This window comes from Gammaproteobacteria bacterium (assembly GCA_013003425.1).
In the GTDB taxonomy this organism is placed as follows: Bacteria; Pseudomonadota; Gammaproteobacteria; order Steroidobacterales; family JABDKV01; genus JABDJB01.
Genome location: JABDJB010000011.1, coordinates 1 through 14,463, shown reverse-complemented (window position 1 = coordinate 14,463; position 14,463 = coordinate 1). Strand labels below are relative to the sequence as shown.

The following is a 14,463-nucleotide window of genomic DNA, read 5'->3' as shown; positions in this document are numbered from 1 at the left end:
GGAACTGAACCGGTTGGATGCGGGAAAAGAAAATGGCGCCGCCGCATGTGCCGTCTTGAGCCATTGCTCTCGAGCCAGAGCAATAGGTGGGGTCTACCGTGGTACCTCAGGCTTCCCGGGCTAACCGGATCTGCACAACGGTACCGACAGAGTTCGACCCCGAGGTGAGTAATTAGGGTCGAGAGGATTCCCGGCCCGCCTCGAACACTGCAGCTGGCGCCACCCATAGTGTATGGCCTGGCGGCAGCTACGGCAATGTGATGTAGCTCACAAAAATTGCCAAATATTGGGAACTTACAGTTCCAGCTGCTGGGTGCCGTTGCCGCTGGTCGATTCGATGAGCTCGCAAAGATCACGAACGCGGCCGCGCAGCTTGGTATCGATCTTGTCGTCGCTCGATTCAGCCTGCAGCAGCTCGTTGGTGATATTCAATGCCGCCATGACGGCGATGCGGTCCAGGCCGATGACTTTCCCGCTATCGCGAATCTCGCGCATCTTGCGGTTGAGCATTTCGGCTGAGCGCAGCAGGTCGTCGCGCTCACTTGCCGGGCACGCGACCTGGTATTCCTTTTCCAGGATGCGCACGCTGATCCGTGAAATGCCATCGCTCACGATGCATGCTCCATTGATTTGAGACGACCGACCATTGCCTCGACGCGGGAACGTACCTGCTCGTTTTTCTGCAGCAGGTTGGCGCGCTCGGCAATGAGTGCATCCTGCCGTTGCCGCAGCGAGCGATTTTCTTCACGCAGGTGATTGTGGCTCGCCAGCAGTTCGGACAGGTTTTTTTCCAGCCGTTTCAGGTCGGCTTCGAGTTCTTCGCGGGGAGTTGGTTCTGACATAGTGGGCTAAATATAGGGGCGGCCGCGTAGGACGGTCAATATCGAGCTAGGTGCCGGCCGCGCCCGGTGTTAGCATTCCTGCGCCGTCTGGGATGTGTCCAAGTTGTGTCCACCATTACATTCGATGAATTGAGTCAGGCGCTTGCGAGCGCCGGTTGCCAGTCTGATGCTGCAGAGTGTCATGCCACCCTGGCGGGCCTGATCTGTGTCGGGCCGGTACAGGGAAACGAGTGGATGGCGCAGATTACTGGCGGCGGCGACAGCCTTGACAATTGCCGCGAAGTGCTGGAGCGGCTGCGGGATGAGCTGGTCGCCGACCTGTCCGGTGGCGCGATGGCATTCGACTTGTTGTTGCCGGATGACAATGACCAACTGTCTGCCCGCGCCGATTCGCTCGCGCATTGGTGCCAGGGATTTCTTTACGGGCTGACGGTTGGTGGCATCAAGGCAGGCGAAGCGCTGCCTGGTGATGTTGGTGAGGTCATCAGCGATTTATCCCGTCTGACCGAGGCGCAGCACCACGGTGAAGCCGCCGAAGAGGATGAGCAGAGTTATACCGAGCTGTGTGAATACGTGCGGGTCGGTGCGCAGCTGGTGTATGAAGAGCTCGCGGTTAAGCCGAAATGAACGGTAAAGAGTTTCCCAGGCGGCGCAAGCAGCTCATGCACATGATGGGTGAGGGCGCGATTGCGATACTGCCGGCAGCACCGGTTCGCCTGCGTAATCGCGACGTCGAGCATGACTACCGCCCGGACAGCGACTTCTATTACCTGAGCGGTTTTGCTGAAACCGAAGCCGTGGCGGTGCTGATGCCCGGAAACGACCCGGAATACGTGCTGTTCTGTCGTGAGCGTGATCCGGAGAAGGAGGCCTGGGATGGCGACCGCGCCGGTCCGGAGGGCGCGGTGGAGGCTTACGGGGCTGACGACGCCTACCCGATTACCGATATCGACGACATCCTGGTCGGCATGCTGGAGAAGTGCGAGCGGGTCTACTACACGATGGGCGCGCATCCGGATTTCGACCAGAAGCTGATTGGCTGGATCAACCAGCTGCGTGCCAGTGGCCAGCGTGGCGGCCATGCGCCGGAAGAGCTGATCGCATTGGAACACCACCTGCACGAATTGCGGCTGTACAAGAGCCGTGCCGAGATCGCCGCAATGCGCAAGGCGGCAAAAATTGCCGCTGCCGCTCACAAGCGCGCCATGCAGGCCACCCGGCCGGGACTATACGAGTACAGCATTGAAGCGGAGTACCTGCACGAGTTTCGCCGCAACGGCGCAGTGTGTTCCTATCCGCCGATCGTTGGCAGCGGTGCCAATGCCTGTGTCCTGCATTACCGCGCCAACAACAAGAAGATGGAAGACGGTGAGATGCTGCTGGTCGATGCCGGCTGCGAATACGACTACTACGCGTCGGACATCACCCGCAGCTGGCCCGTTAACGGCAGCTTCACCAAACCACAGCGCGAGATCTACCAGATCGTGCTGGACGCCCAGCAGGCGGCTATCGAGCAGGTGCGGGCCGGCAATCACTGGAACGACCCGCACGAGGCGGCGGTCAAAACCATTACCCGCGGGTTGCTTAAAATCGGATTGCTGAAGGGCACGCCGGCTAAGCTGGTAAAAGATGGCGCCTATAAAAAGTTCTTTTTTCACCGCACCGGCCACTGGATTGGCATGGACGTGCATGACGTCGGTGACTACAAGGTTGACGAGCAGTGGCGGCTGCTGGAGCCGGGCATGGTGATGACAGTGGAACCGGGTATCTACATCGCGCCGGGCACAAAGGGTGTACCAAAGCGCTACCAGGGCATCGGCGTGCGCATCGAAGACGATGTGCTGGTGACAAAGAAAGGCCCTGACGTACTCAGCAGTGGCGTGCCGTCGGATCCCGACGAAGTTGAAGCCCTGGCTGCGCAGAACCAGCGACGGCGATGAGCGCGCACGACACCGATATTCTCATTGTCGGCGGCGGCATGGTCGGCGCCAGCCTGGCGACAGCGCTGGCGCCCTTGTCCCTGAAGGTGACGGTGGTCGAGGCCAAACCGCCACGCGACGCCGGGCAACCCAGTTACGACGATCGTTCCACCGCATTGTCCTATGGCAGCCGGCGAATCATGGAGACGCTGGGGCTTTGGCCGGATCTGCAGGCGGCGGCAACGCCCATCAATGGCATACACGTTTCCGATCGCGGCCATTTTGGTGCCACGCGGATTAATCACGACGAACAGGGCGTGCCGGCGCTGGGCTACGTGGTGGAAAACCGTGCTCTGGGCCCGATGTTGTGGCAGGCGATGGAACGTTCCGGTGTCGAGACGCAGTGTCCGGCAACCATTGCAGATGTTGATGTAAGCAAGGATCGGGCGGAGGTTACCGTCAATACCACAGATGGTGACGTGGTGTACCGCGCCAGACTGCTGGTAGTCGCCGACGGTGCCCGATCAGCTACGCGCGAACTGCTCGGAATCCGTGCCGAAGCGATTCATTACGGGCAGACCGCTGTGATTACCAACGTAACGCCGGAAAAATTTCACGAGCATGTTGCTTACGAGCGGTTTACCGACACCGGCCCCCTGGCGTTCCTGCCAATGAGCAATGGTCGCTGCTCCGTGGTATGGACCTTGCCGCCGCAGCAAGCCGAAACCGTGCTGGCGCTGGATGACGCAGCATTTCTGCTGGCACTGCAGGAAGCGTTTGGTCACCGTCTCGGCCGGCTCACCCGTTGTGGCAGCCGCCACAGTTACCCGCTGTTCCTGGTCAGGGCCGAACGTATCCACGGCGATCGCCATGTCCTGGTCGGTAATGCCGCCCATGGTCTGCACCCGGTGGCGGGGCAGGGGTTCAACCTGGGGCTGCGTGATGTTGCCGCGCTGGCTGACGTCATCGCCGATGCCGACGACGCCGGTGCCGCAGCAACCTTGCGTGGCTATGCACAGTGGCGCGAGGCCGATCACAGCCGGGTGGTCAGCCTCACCGACGGGCTGGTGCGCCTGTTCACGACAGAATTCATGCCGGTGAAGCTCGCCCGCGGCGCCGGCCTGGTCGCGCTCGACCTGCTCGGTGCGCCACGAAAGGCATTCGCCCGCCAGACCATGGGCCTGCGCGGCAAGCTGCCGCGGCTGGCGCGCGGTGTTCGTCTGAGGTGAGACAGAGATTTGGGCAACGCGCCGACAACGTATCGGGGCTGAGATGAGCGATTACGACATCATCATCAGCGGCGCCGGCATGGTCGGCTCGGCCGCCGCGGTAGCGTTTGGCCAGCGCGGCCTGCGTGTTGCCATTATTGAGGCACGTATGCCTGGCGGTGATCTCAATGACGGGCATATCGACCTGCGTGTGTCGGCGGTGTCACGTGCGTCGCAGGCGCTGCTGCAGCGGCTTGGCGCCTGGGAGCGCATCGATGCAGGCACCATTTCGCCGTATCGCGAAATGCGTGTGTGGGACAGCGTGGTGCCACCGGAGTCAGCCGACGTAGTGCATTTCGATGCTGCGGAAATCGGCGAGCCGGAGCTTGGTTTCATCATCGAGAACCGGCGTATCCAGCAGGCGTTACACCGTTGTCTCGACAGCCTGTCATCGGTGGTGCTGTTTACCCCTTGCCGGGTGGAGAGTATCGACCAGCGTGACGATGGCATTGCCGTACGGCTCGATGACGGGCGCAGGGTTTCGGCGCGATTGCTGATCGGCGCCGACGGCGCGCGTTCGCACACCCGCGAGCTGGCCGGCATCGACACGCGTGGCTGGTCGTACGAGCAAAAAGCCGTGGTCACACACATCACGACAAGCAACGAGCATCGCGAGACCGCCTACCAGAGGTTTCTGGCTGATGGACCCATTGCCTTGCTGCCGCTTTACGACGGCCGCTCGTCAATCGTGTGGTCGACCACACCGGAGCATGCCGATCACTTGCTGACGCTCGAACAGGAACCGTTCAACCGTGCGGTAGAGGATGCAACAGATGCCGTGCTTGGCATGGTGACACTCAGCGATCGCCGCGCGGCATTTCCGCTGCAGCTGCTGCATTCGGTCGACTATGTGCGGCCGAATATCGTGCTGGTTGGCGATGCGGCGCACGCGGTGCATCCGCTGGCCGGGCAGGGCGTGAATCTGGGCTTTGCCGATGTCGCAAAGCTGAGTGATGTCGCCAGAGATGTCGCCGCAGCAGAACTGGGTGATCTGTCAGTACTGCGCCGTTACGAACGTGAGCGTAAAAGTGAAAACCTGCTGATGATGGGTTCACTCGATGCGCTCAACCGGCTGTTCCGCGCGGAGCAGCCGCTGGTAGGCCGCGCCCGCCAGGTGGGCATGTCACTGTTCAATCGCCTGACACCGCTGAAGCAAGCCGTCATTCGACGCGCCATGGGTCGTTAAGAACCAGGGGTCAAGTCTGCCCATTTCCCATTTTCCCGTGACGCAGCCACGGTTGGCCGGCTCGGGGCGCTTCGAAAGATGGGAAATGGGCAGACTTGACCCCTTTATCTTTACAGAGCGTCGATGCGCGCGGCGCAGATGAAGTCGTTTTCGGACAGGCCGTCGATGGCGTGGGTGGTGTAGCGCACCAGGCAGTGGCGATAGCCGACTTCCAGGTCGGGATGGTGGCCCTGGGTGTTGGCAATCCAGGCCACCGCGTTGACGAACGCCATGGTCTTGTAGAAGCCGGTGAACCCGAAGTCCTTGCGGATTTCCCTGCCGGTCTCGTCAATGGACCAGCCTTCAGCCAGCTTCGGCAGCCATTCGAGCGCCTCGGTCGCGCTCATGGGTTCGACCCCGCCCTCGCAGGGTTTGCAGTGCATTTCAGTTAGTTCGGTCATCTCGTTCACCCAATTTAGGAAGTTGTTGCCGGTAGTGACCCATGACTTTTTCGGACTCCGAAAGTTACAAGCTACCACCGGCGCAGAAGTGCAATGGTCATGACGCTGTCACCGGCACCGAGGTGGTATCATTTGGCTTCCGATCAACAGGATATATGCGAGAGAGTCCGGCTGCGACCGGGCCACCGAAGGCGCAACCCGCCCGGAAACGCTCAGGTACCAGGGAGCATATCTCCGATCGGCTCTGGAGAGCGGCTGACTCGTTCAGCCCACCGAAGGGGCAGGTGCGCAAGCACTGATCTCTCAGGTTGCAGGACAGAGGGGCGCGGGTGAGGACCCGTGTCCTTTTTTTGTTTGGCAAGTCGGAGTAAGCACATGGCGCAACGCACGCCCCTCTACGAGCAGCACAAAGCCGCTGGCGGGCGCATGGTTGACTTCGCCGGCTGGGACATGCCGGTGCACTACGGCTCGCAGATCGACGAGCATCACGCCGTGCGTCGGGCCGCCGGCATGTTCGATGTTTCGCACATGACCGTGGTTGACCTGCACGGCGAACGGGTGCGCGAGTTCCTGCGTTACCTGCTGGCTAACGATGTCGCCAAACTAAAAACCCCTGGCAGGGCTTTGTACACCTGCATGCTCAATGAAAGCGGCGGGGTGCTCGATGACCTGATCGTCTATTACCTCGATGAGAGTTTTTTCCGCGCCGTGGTCAACGCCGCGACTCGTGACAAGGATCTCGCCTGGATCACGTTGCAGGCAGAGGAATTTGGCGTTGCGGTGAAAGAACGCGATGATCTTGCGATGATCGCGGTGCAGGGCCCGCAGGCGCGCGAGCTTGCCGCCGGTTGCCTGGCCGAAGCCGGTCGCGAACAGGCGCTGGGACTGAAACCTTTCAACGCTGTAGCCATAGGCGATTATTTTGTTGCCCGTACCGGTTACACGGGCGAAGACGGTTTTGAAATTATCCTGCCCGGTGATACTGCCGCCGCACTGTGGCAGATGCTTGCAGACGCAGGCGTCGCACCGTGCGGCCTCGGCGCGCGCGACACGCTGCGTCTGGAAGCGGGCATGAACCTGTACGGCCAGGACATGGATGAATCGACCACGCCCCTGGTATCGGCGCTGGGCTGGACGGTGGCCTGGGAACCCGAAGACCGGGATTTTATCGGCCGCGCGGCACTGGAACAGCAAAAAGCCGCTGGCGTGGAACAGAAGCTGGTTGGACTGGTGTTGCTGGGGCGTGGCGTTTTGCGGGCGCACCAGAAAATAGTTACCGCGGCAGGCGAGGGTGAGACCACCAGCGGTACCTATTCGCCGACAATGGAGAAGTCGGTCGGCCTGGCGCGGGTGCCAAAGGCAACAGGCGAGAGCTGTGAAGTTGAAATTCGCGGGCGACGGCTGCCGGTGCGGGTTGTGCGCCCGCCGTTCGTGCGCATGGGGCAAATCAAAGTCAACGTTGAATAACCGAGAGTAAGCGTTATGAGTGACATACCTGGCGATCTCAATTACACCGAGTCACACGAGTGGATACGAAAAGATGAAAGCGGCGGAATCACCGTCGGCATTACCGATCATGCCCAGGCTTCGCTGGGTGAACTGGTTTTCGTCGAAGTGCCGGAAGTCGGATCCGAGTTGTCGGCCGGCGATGCCTGTGCGGTGGTCGAGTCGGTCAAGGCCGCATCCGATGTCTATTCGCCCGTGGAAGGTGTGGTTACCGAGGTCAACGAGGCGCTGGCCGACCAGCCCGAGCTGGTCAACGAGCAACCCTACGACAATGGCTGGATCATGCGGCTTGAGCAGGTCAATGAAGACGACCTGGCCAAGCTGCTCGACGCCGAAGCCTACCAGGCCGCCGTCGAGGACGAGTAATGCCGTTTAATCCGCACACGCCGGAAGACATCAGCGAGATGCTCGACACCATCGGTGTTGACGATATAGAGCAGCTGTTCGACGAAATACCGGCAGATCTGCGTATCGACGGCCTGCCCGCGGTGCCGGCAATGGCCGCAGAGATGGAAGTGACCCGTCTGATGCACGAGCGTGCTGCTGCGGACGGCAGCAGGCTCAGCTTCATCGGTGCCGGCGCCTACGAGCATCACATACCGGCCGCCGTGTGGCAGATCACGACGCGTGGCGAGTTTTACAGCGCCTACACGCCGTACCAGGCCGAAGCCAGCCAGGGCACGCTGCAGCTTATTTACGAATACCAGACCATGATGTGCGAGCTGACCGGGATGGAAGTGTCCAATGCCTCGCTCTACGATGGGGCATCAGCGGTGGCGGAAGCCGCTTTGATGGCGGTGCGTGCCAACCGCAAGTCCAAATCAAGAAAGCTGCTTATTGCCAGCACGCTCAACCCACGCTACCGCGAGGTGGTAAACAACATTACGACCGGGCAGGGACTGGTGCTGGAAGAAGTCGCGTGCTGCACCGAGGCGGGTAATACCGTTCCGGCAGCGCTGCAGCGCTTTAATGGCGAAGACATCGCCGCGCTGGTCATCCCGCAGCCTAATTTTTTTGGTGTGCTGGAAGATGTCGACGCACTGACCGACTGGGCGCACGAAAACAACACGCTGGTCATAGCGGTGGTCAACCCGACTTCGCTGGCATTGTTGAAGCCGCCCGGTGAGTGGGGCGAGACCGGTGCCGATATTGTCTGCGGCGAGGGCCAGCCACTGGGTGTCCCGCTCAGTTCCGGCGGGCCGTATTTCGGCTTTCTTTCCAGCCGCCAGGCTTTTGTCCGCCAGATGCCGGGTCGCATCGTCGGTCGTACCGTAGACATTGACGGCAAGCCCGGATTCACGCTGACATTGCAGGCGCGCGAGCAGCACATTCGCCGTTCGCGTGCCACTTCGAATATCTGCACCAATCAGGGCCTGATGGTGACTGCGGCTACCATTTACATGGCAATGCTGGGCGCCGCGGGCCTGGCGCGCGTCGCTGCCACATCGGTGCAACGGACCGCGCAGCTGGTCGAGGCATTGAGTGCAATCGACGGCATCGAGCCGCTGTTCAGCGGTACACGCTTCCACGAGGCAGCACTGCGGCTTGACCGTCCGGTGCAGCCGGTGCTTGACGCGCTGGCACACCGCGGTGTGCTGGGCGGCTACAACCTCGAGGAGCACTTTCCCGAACTGGGGCCTGCGTTGCTGGTTTGTGCAACTGAAACCAAAACGCTGGCCGACCTGCAAACCTGCGCCGACGCTTTTCGTGCCGTGCTGGCCGATGCGCGCGTCGCCTGACATCTGAAAAAAGGAATCAAGCTATGGCAACAGTTACTTTGAAGGGCAACCCGTGTAATACCTGCGGTGAGCTGCCGGCGGCAGGCAGCCAGGCGCCGCAATTCACGCTGACCAACAGCGGCCTGGAAGACGTGTCGCTGGACCAGTGGCGGGGCAAGAAAAAGCTGATCAGCATTTTTCCCAGTGTCGATACGCCGGTGTGCGCGATCTCGACCAAAAAATTCAATGACTACGCCCGCGATCACGGCGATACGGTCATGCTGATGGTATCGGCTGACCTGCCGTTCGCGCAGGCGCGTTTCTGTGGCGCCGAAGAGCTGGAGAACGTGCACACGTTGTCGACCATGCGCTCGAGCTTTGCCAGAGACTATGGCATCGAGCTTGCCGACGGGCCGCTGGCCGGCCTGACCGCGCGCGCCGTACTGGTGCTGGACGAAAACGACAACATTCGTCACGCTGAACTGGTCGGCGAAATTGCTGAAGAACCTGACTACAACGCCGCCATCGCCGCGCTGGGCTGAGCGATGACCGAGCCGCTGATCTTCGAGCAGTCCCGCCCTGGCCGTCGTGCCGTGGCACAGGCGCCGCTGGCCGATGCCGCCGTGGCAATCCCGTCACAGTGGCGTCGCCGGCAGGCGCCGCGGCTGCCGGAGGTCACTGAGTTGCAGGCCGTGCGTCACTACACGCGGTTGTCGCAGCTGAACTACTCGATCGATACGCATTTCTATCCGCTGGGTTCGTGCACCATGAAGTACAACCCGCGTGCCTGTAATTCGCTGGCCATGCTGCCGGAGTTCCTCGCGCGCCACCCGCTGGCGCCTGAATCGACCGGCCAGGGTTTCCTGCAGTGCCTGTACGAGCTGCAGGAGATGCTGAAGGCGGTAACCGGCATGCATGAGATTTCGCTGGCGCCGATGGCCGGAGCGCAGGGCGAGTTTGCCGGTGTGGCCATGATCCGGGCCTATCACGATGCCAACGGCGATACTCATCGCAATGAAATTCTGGTTCCTGATGCGGCACACGGCACCAACCCGGCGACAGCAACCATGTGCGGCTGCAAGGCGGTGGAGATTCCAACGCTGGACAACGGCGATGTCGATTTTGACGCGCTGGAGCGCGCGCTGGGGCCCAATACAGCGGGCATCATGCTGACCAACCCGTCGACACTGGGCGTGTTCGAGCGGCGTATCCTGGAAATATCCGCAAAGGTGCATGAGGCCGGCGGGCTGCTCTATTACGACGGTGCGAATCTCAACGCCATACTCGGCAAGGCACGGCCTGGCGATATGGGCTTCGACTGCATTCACCTGAACCTGCACAAAACCTTTTCCACGCCGCATGGCGGTGGGGGGCCGGGTTCCGGGGCAGTCGGCGTCAACGAAAAGCTTGCACCGTTTGTGCCGACACCACTGGTGGCACGGGACGAAGCCGGCTTGCGCTGGATTACCCAGGCGGACCGGCCACAATCCATCGGCCGCCTGTCGGCCTTCATGGGTAACGCGGGCGTGCTGCTGCGTGCCTACGTGTACGCGCGGATGCTGGGCAGCGAGGGCATGGTGCGGGTATCGGAGTTTGCGACTCTAAACGCCAACTACCTGGCCACAAGGCTGGCAGCTGCCGGTTTTACGCTGGCCTTTCCCGAGCGCCGTGCCAGCCACGAGTTCATCGTCACGCTGAAAAGGGAAGCGAAGGAAACCGGCGTTACCGCAATGGATTTCGCCAAGGCGCTGCTCGACCATGATTATCATGCGCCGACCACCTACTTCCCGTTGCTGGTGCCGGAGTGCCTGCTGATCGAACCGACCGAAACTGAAAGCAAGGAAACGCTGGATGATTTTGTTGCGGCCATGAGCGCGATTCGCGAGCAGGCTTACGCCGACGCGGCACAGGTCAAGGCAGCGCCGCAGACAACGCCGGTGCGCCGTCTCGATGATGTGCGCGCGGCCAGGCAGCTCGACATCCGCTGGCAGCCGGAATGAAGGACCCGGACGGGCAAACCACAAGCTCGATGAGGCTGCCGGAACGGCAGCGCCAGACCGGCCTTACCCACCTGATCAAGGCCACCGGTTACTCGCTGTCCGGGCTGAAAGCGGCTTTTACCCACGAGGCGGCCTTTCGCCAGGAGCTGGCGCTGGGGGTCGTCTTCTTTCCGCTGGCGTTCTTTGTCGGCCAGACGGCGGTGGAAGTCGCTGTCTTGCTGCTCAGCCTGTTTATCGTGCTGATCGTTGAGCTGATCAATTCGGCACTGGAAACACTGACCGACCGGGTTGGCACCGAGCGGCATGAGTTGTCCGGGCGTGCCAAGGACCTTGGTTCGGCTGCGGTGATGATCGCGCTGCTCCAGGTCTGGGCAGTGTGGGGTGTGATCCTGTTCTACTGAATCTGCCGATCTGGGAACTCTGTCGGTGCTTCAGGACCTCAACTATTGTGACAATGAGGGCTGGCTGGCCATACTCTCCAGGTGTTTCGGCGGCGCCTGGCCGCCGCGATTGCGCCTGGTGTAGCGCAACGGCACGAGTCGCCGGCGCACCGCCGGCGTGGTTTTGTTATTACTGGGCGCCGGGGTGGTCGTCGGCGTGAGGTCCGTATATTGAATATCAGGCAGTCACTGTTGTTTTTGTTCGCGCTGCCGGCCTGCATGGCCGCGGCGGCGGAAGAGAGTGCTGACTGGAGCCGCACGCTGGAGCAGATATCTTCTGCTGTCGTGTCGATCCGCGTCGATGCGACCCGGGCCTTCGATACCGGCTGGAACCAGTCGAGCCAGGCGACCGGTTTTGTAGTCGATGCGCAGCGGGGCCTGTTGCTGACCAATCGCCACGTCGTGACGCCCGGTCCGGTGCGTGCCGAAGCGATATTTATCAACAACGAAGAGGTCGACCTGCAGCCGGTGTATCGCGATCCGGTGCATGATTTCGGTTTTTATCGATTCGATCCGGCGGCACTCAGTTTTATCGAGCCGGTTGAGCTCGTGCTCCAGCCGGCCGGCGCCCGTGTCGGGCGTGAAATCCGCGTGGTCGGCAACGATGCCGGCGAGCAGTTGTCGATTCTTGCCGGCACCCTGGCGCGGCTCGATCGGCAGGCGCCGGAATACGGTCGCGGTCGCTACAACGACTTCAATACGTTTTATTTCCAGGCAGCCTCCAGTACATCGGGCGGTTCGTCGGGCTCTCCGGTCATTGCCATCGACGGTACGGTGGTGGCGCTCAACGCCGGCGCCAATACCAATGCCGCCAGCAGTTTCTTCCTGCCCCTGGACCGCGTGCAGCGCGCCCTGCGGCTGCTCCAGCGCGGTGATCCGGTTACCCGCGGTACGTTGCAGACAGTATTTCAGCACCGCCCCTACGACGAACTGAGGCGCCTGGGGCTGCGTAAGGAAACCGAGGCACTGGTCCGTCAGCAGTTTCCCGCATCGATCGGCATGCTGGTCGTAGGTGATGTGGTGCCCGGGGGGCCCGGTGCCGAGGTGCTGCAGTCCGGCGACATCCTGGTGCGCATCAACGGTGAGCTGATAAACCACTTTGTGCCACTGGAGGCGGTGCTCGACGACAATGTCGGCCGCATGATCGAACTTGAGGTGCAGCGTGGCGGTGACACGCGTACGCACAGCATCAGCGTCGACGACCTGCATGTGCTGTCGCCGGACGAATTTATCAATGCGGGTGCGGCGATCCTGCACAAGCTGTCATACCAGCAGGGCCGGCATTTCAACATGGCGGTGAACGGCATCTATGTCGCCAACCCCGGTTACATGTTGGGGGTTGCGGCGATTCCACGCGGCGCCGTCATCGTCGAGTTCGACGGTGAACCGGTCAATGATCTGGACGATCTCGAGCAGGTGTTTGCCGGGTTCGCCGATGGCCAGCGCACCGTGGTGCGTTTTTTCACTATCGATGACCCGCGCGCCAGCAAGGTGCGCGTGGTGCGCATGGACCGGCGCTGGTTTCCTGCCGAGCGCTGTCATCGTGACGATGTCAGCGGGTTGTGGCCCTGTCGCGCGCTGGAAAACGGCGGTGAGCCACCGCAGCCGCAGGCTGCCTCGGCGCGTTTCCCGCGCTACGACGATGCCCGCATGCGCAAGCTGGCGCCGTCACTGGTGATGGTAAATTTCGATATGCCCTACACCGTGTCCGGCGTGTCGGATGCGCACTATCACGGCACCGGTCTGGTGGTGGATGCCGAGCGCGGCCTGGTTATTGTCGATCGCAACACCGTGCCAGTCGCGCTGGGTGATGTGCGGCTTACCTTCGCCGGTTCGCTGGAAATAACAGGCTCTGTGGCTTACATCCATCCGCTGCATAACCTGGCAATGGTTTCATACGATCCGGCGCTTATCGGCGATACGCCGGTACGTGCTGCCGATTTGAATACGCGTGACGTCAATCCGGGCCAGCGTGTGTGGGTAATGGGCCTGAAAGGCGATCACAAGATGGTCTCGCAGGGCACAGAGGTCGCGTCAATCGATGCGGTTGGTTTTCCCTTGTCGCGCAGCTTCCAGTTTCGTGATGTGAATCTCGAAACCATCTCGCTGGTCAATGCGCCGGCGGAACTGGACGGAGTGCTGGTAGACGAGCGTGGCAAGGTGGTTTCGCTGTGGTCGAGCTTTGCCTACCAGCGTGGGCGCGAACTGGTGCAAACCAATATGGGTGTGCCGGCGGACCTGGTGGCCGAGTTTGTCGCGCAGGTTCGTGCCGGACGCAAAGTGCGCTCGCTGGAAGTAGAGCTGCAGTTCAAACCGCTGTCAGCTGCGCGCAAGCTTGGCCTGACAGAAGACTGGGTGCGGCGCATCGAAAAGCACGATCCGCGGCGACGGCGTGTGCTGGAAGTGGTTCGTACCGTGGCCGGCTCGCCTGCGAGTGAAGTGCTGATTCCCGGCGACCTGGTGCTTGATATCGACGGCAGCCCGGTCACCTCATTCCGTGAGGTCGAGCGGGCGGTGCAAAAGGACTCGCCGGATACCTCCGTGATTGCAACCATATGGCGCAATGCTGAAGCAAAAGAGATAGAACTTGGAACCGTGGCGCTGGAGGGCTATGGCATAGACCGGGTGCTTGCCTGGGCCGGCGCGCTGTTGCAAAAACCTCATCGTGCGCTCGCGGCCCAGCGAGGCATCACGCCTGAAGGCGTCTATGTGGCTTTTTTCACCTATGGTTCGCCGGCAACGCGATACGGGCTCTGGGCCGGGCGGCGCATCGTTGCAGTGGATGACCGTGAGGTGGCCAGCCTGGATGACTTTGTCGCCGCGGTGAAGGACAAGGGGCCGCGCGATGCGGTGCGGCTGAAGACCGTGCTGTGGAACAACGCTATCGAGGTCATCACGCTGAAACTCGACGAGCAGTACTGGCCGATATACGAGCTGCGTCGCAGTGGCGATGAGTGGCAGCGCTACTCAGTCGATCGTTCATAAGCCGCGACTAGTTGCGATGGGTGCTCGTGGGAGCAGCTTCCAGCCGCGCCGACCTGCGACAGGTTCCTGTGGGAGCGGCTTCCAGCCGCGCCGACCTGCGACAGGTTCCTGTGGGAGCGGCTTCCAGCCGCGCCGACCTGCGACAGGTTCCTGTGGGAG

The 14,463-nt window shown here is 61.6% G+C and carries 14 protein-coding genes, 1 other RNA gene and 1 riboswitch; of the genes, 11 read left to right on the top strand and 4 right to left on the bottom strand.

Features of this window, described 5'->3' with window-relative positions; translation table 11 throughout:
- Nucleotides 1-35: 35 nt before the first annotated feature.
- From ssrS to HKN06_01960, 3 genes are all read right to left on the bottom strand, one after another.
- A non-coding RNA gene (gene ssrS, locus HKN06_01970) (6S RNA) lies at nt 36-219 on the bottom strand.
- Between the two features lie 75 nt (nt 220-294).
- Nucleotides 295-612 (bottom strand): cell division protein ZapA, encoded by a 318-nt coding sequence (locus tag HKN06_01965; protein ID NNF60077.1) that lies wholly within the window; start codon nt 610-612, stop codon nt 295-297.
- Complete coding sequence (locus HKN06_01960) at nt 609-842, bottom strand: TIGR02449 family protein (GenBank protein ID NNF60076.1); 234 nt, start codon at nt 840-842, stop codon at nt 609-611. Before HKN06_01960 ends, HKN06_01965 begins: the two co-directional genes overlap by 4 nt.
- A gap of 105 nt (nt 843-947) precedes the next feature.
- On the opposite strand from HKN06_01960, the gene HKN06_01955 reads away from it, so the two are divergent.
- From HKN06_01955 to HKN06_01940, 4 genes are read left to right on the top strand one after another with little or no spacing between them, the layout of a single operon-like run.
- Nucleotides 948-1,469 carry a UPF0149 family protein gene (locus tag HKN06_01955; GenBank protein ID NNF60075.1) on the top strand — a complete coding sequence of 174 codons (522 nt, stop codon included), beginning with the start codon at nt 948-950 and terminating at the stop codon, nt 1,467-1,469.
- On the top strand, nt 1,466-2,782 hold the full coding sequence (gene pepP / locus HKN06_01950) for a Xaa-Pro aminopeptidase (protein ID NNF60074.1): 1,317 nt from the start codon (nt 1,466-1,468) through the stop codon (nt 2,780-2,782). Before HKN06_01955 ends, pepP begins: the two co-directional genes overlap by 4 nt.
- Nucleotides 2,779-3,990: a 2-octaprenyl-6-methoxyphenyl hydroxylase gene (ubiH, locus tag HKN06_01945; GenBank protein ID NNF60073.1), complete on the top strand. Its 1,212-nt coding sequence runs from the start codon at nt 2,779-2,781 to the stop codon at nt 3,988-3,990. Before pepP ends, ubiH begins: the two co-directional genes overlap by 4 nt.
- Before the next feature lie 43 nt (nt 3,991-4,033).
- The gene (locus tag HKN06_01940) at nt 4,034-5,215 is read left to right on the top strand and encodes a UbiH/UbiF/VisC/COQ6 family ubiquinone biosynthesis hydroxylase (protein ID NNF60072.1); all 1,182 of its coding nucleotides are present in this window, start codon (nt 4,034-4,036) and stop codon (nt 5,213-5,215) included.
- Nucleotides 5,216-5,325: 110 nt separating this feature from the next.
- On the opposite strand, the gene HKN06_01935 is transcribed toward HKN06_01940, so the two are convergent.
- Nucleotides 5,326-5,655, bottom strand: a complete 330-nt coding sequence (locus HKN06_01935) for a 4a-hydroxytetrahydrobiopterin dehydratase (protein NNF60071.1) — start codon at nt 5,653-5,655, stop codon at nt 5,326-5,328.
- Nucleotides 5,656-5,889: 234 nt separating this feature from the next.
- A riboswitch (glycine riboswitch) is annotated at nt 5,890-5,984 on the top strand.
- 46 nt (nt 5,985-6,030) lie between these two features.
- On the opposite strand from HKN06_01935, the gene gcvT reads away from it, so the two are divergent.
- The 7 genes from gcvT (at nt 6,031) to HKN06_01900 (ending at nt 14,304) form a co-directional block, all read left to right on the top strand.
- Nucleotides 6,031-7,122, top strand: coding sequence for a glycine cleavage system aminomethyltransferase GcvT (gene gcvT / locus HKN06_01930; GenBank protein NNF60070.1), 1,092 nt, complete (start codon nt 6,031-6,033; stop codon nt 7,120-7,122).
- 15 nt (nt 7,123-7,137) lie between these two features.
- Nucleotides 7,138-7,527, top strand: coding sequence for a glycine cleavage system protein GcvH (gcvH, locus tag HKN06_01925; protein ID NNF60069.1), 390 nt, complete (start codon nt 7,138-7,140; stop codon nt 7,525-7,527).
- Nucleotides 7,527-8,900 carry an aminomethyl-transferring glycine dehydrogenase subunit GcvPA gene (gene gcvPA / locus HKN06_01920; GenBank protein ID NNF60068.1) on the top strand — a complete coding sequence of 458 codons (1,374 nt, stop codon included), beginning with the start codon at nt 7,527-7,529 and terminating at the stop codon, nt 8,898-8,900. The genes gcvH and gcvPA overlap by 1 nt, the downstream gene beginning before the upstream one ends.
- Before the next feature lie 23 nt (nt 8,901-8,923).
- Entirely contained in the window at nt 8,924-9,421 is a 498-nt protein-coding gene (tpx, locus tag HKN06_01915; protein NNF60067.1) for a thiol peroxidase, read from the top strand.
- Nucleotides 9,422-9,424: 3 nt separating this feature from the next.
- The gene (gene gcvPB / locus HKN06_01910) at nt 9,425-10,879 is read left to right on the top strand and encodes an aminomethyl-transferring glycine dehydrogenase subunit GcvPB (GenBank protein ID NNF60066.1); all 1,455 of its coding nucleotides are present in this window, start codon (nt 9,425-9,427) and stop codon (nt 10,877-10,879) included.
- Nucleotides 10,880-10,908: 29 nt separating this feature from the next.
- Nucleotides 10,909-11,280: a diacylglycerol kinase gene (locus HKN06_01905; GenBank protein NNF60065.1), complete on the top strand. Its 372-nt coding sequence runs from the start codon at nt 10,909-10,911 to the stop codon at nt 11,278-11,280.
- Nucleotides 11,281-11,490: 210 nt separating this feature from the next.
- The gene (locus tag HKN06_01900) at nt 11,491-14,304 is read left to right on the top strand and encodes a hypothetical protein (protein NNF60064.1); all 2,814 of its coding nucleotides are present in this window, start codon (nt 11,491-11,493) and stop codon (nt 14,302-14,304) included.
- Nucleotides 14,305-14,463: the final 159 nt, after the last annotated feature.

Bases quoted from the DNA above. Each gene is read 5' to 3' on its own strand.
- gcvPB (NNF60066.1), top strand. From the start codon at position 9,425: ATGACCGAGCCGCTGATCTTCGAGCAGTCCCGCCCTGGCCGTCGTGCC.
- HKN06_01940 (NNF60072.1), top strand. From the start codon at position 4,034: ATGAGCGATTACGACATCATCATCAGCGGCGCCGGCATGGTCGGCTCG.
- HKN06_01960 (NNF60076.1), bottom strand. From the start codon at position 842: ATGTCAGAACCAACTCCCCGCGAAGAACTCGAAGCCGACCTGAAACGG.
- HKN06_01905 (NNF60065.1), top strand. From the start codon at position 10,909: ATGAGGCTGCCGGAACGGCAGCGCCAGACCGGCCTTACCCACCTGATC.
- gcvPA (NNF60068.1), top strand. From the start codon at position 7,527: ATGCCGTTTAATCCGCACACGCCGGAAGACATCAGCGAGATGCTCGAC.
- tpx (NNF60067.1), top strand. From the start codon at position 8,924: ATGGCAACAGTTACTTTGAAGGGCAACCCGTGTAATACCTGCGGTGAG.
- gcvT (NNF60070.1), top strand. From the start codon at position 6,031: ATGGCGCAACGCACGCCCCTCTACGAGCAGCACAAAGCCGCTGGCGGG.
- pepP (NNF60074.1), top strand. From the start codon at position 1,466: ATGAACGGTAAAGAGTTTCCCAGGCGGCGCAAGCAGCTCATGCACATG.
- ubiH (NNF60073.1), top strand. From the start codon at position 2,779: ATGAGCGCGCACGACACCGATATTCTCATTGTCGGCGGCGGCATGGTC.
- gcvH (NNF60069.1), top strand. From the start codon at position 7,138: ATGAGTGACATACCTGGCGATCTCAATTACACCGAGTCACACGAGTGG.
- HKN06_01935 (NNF60071.1), bottom strand. From the start codon at position 5,655: ATGACCGAACTAACTGAAATGCACTGCAAACCCTGCGAGGGCGGGGTC.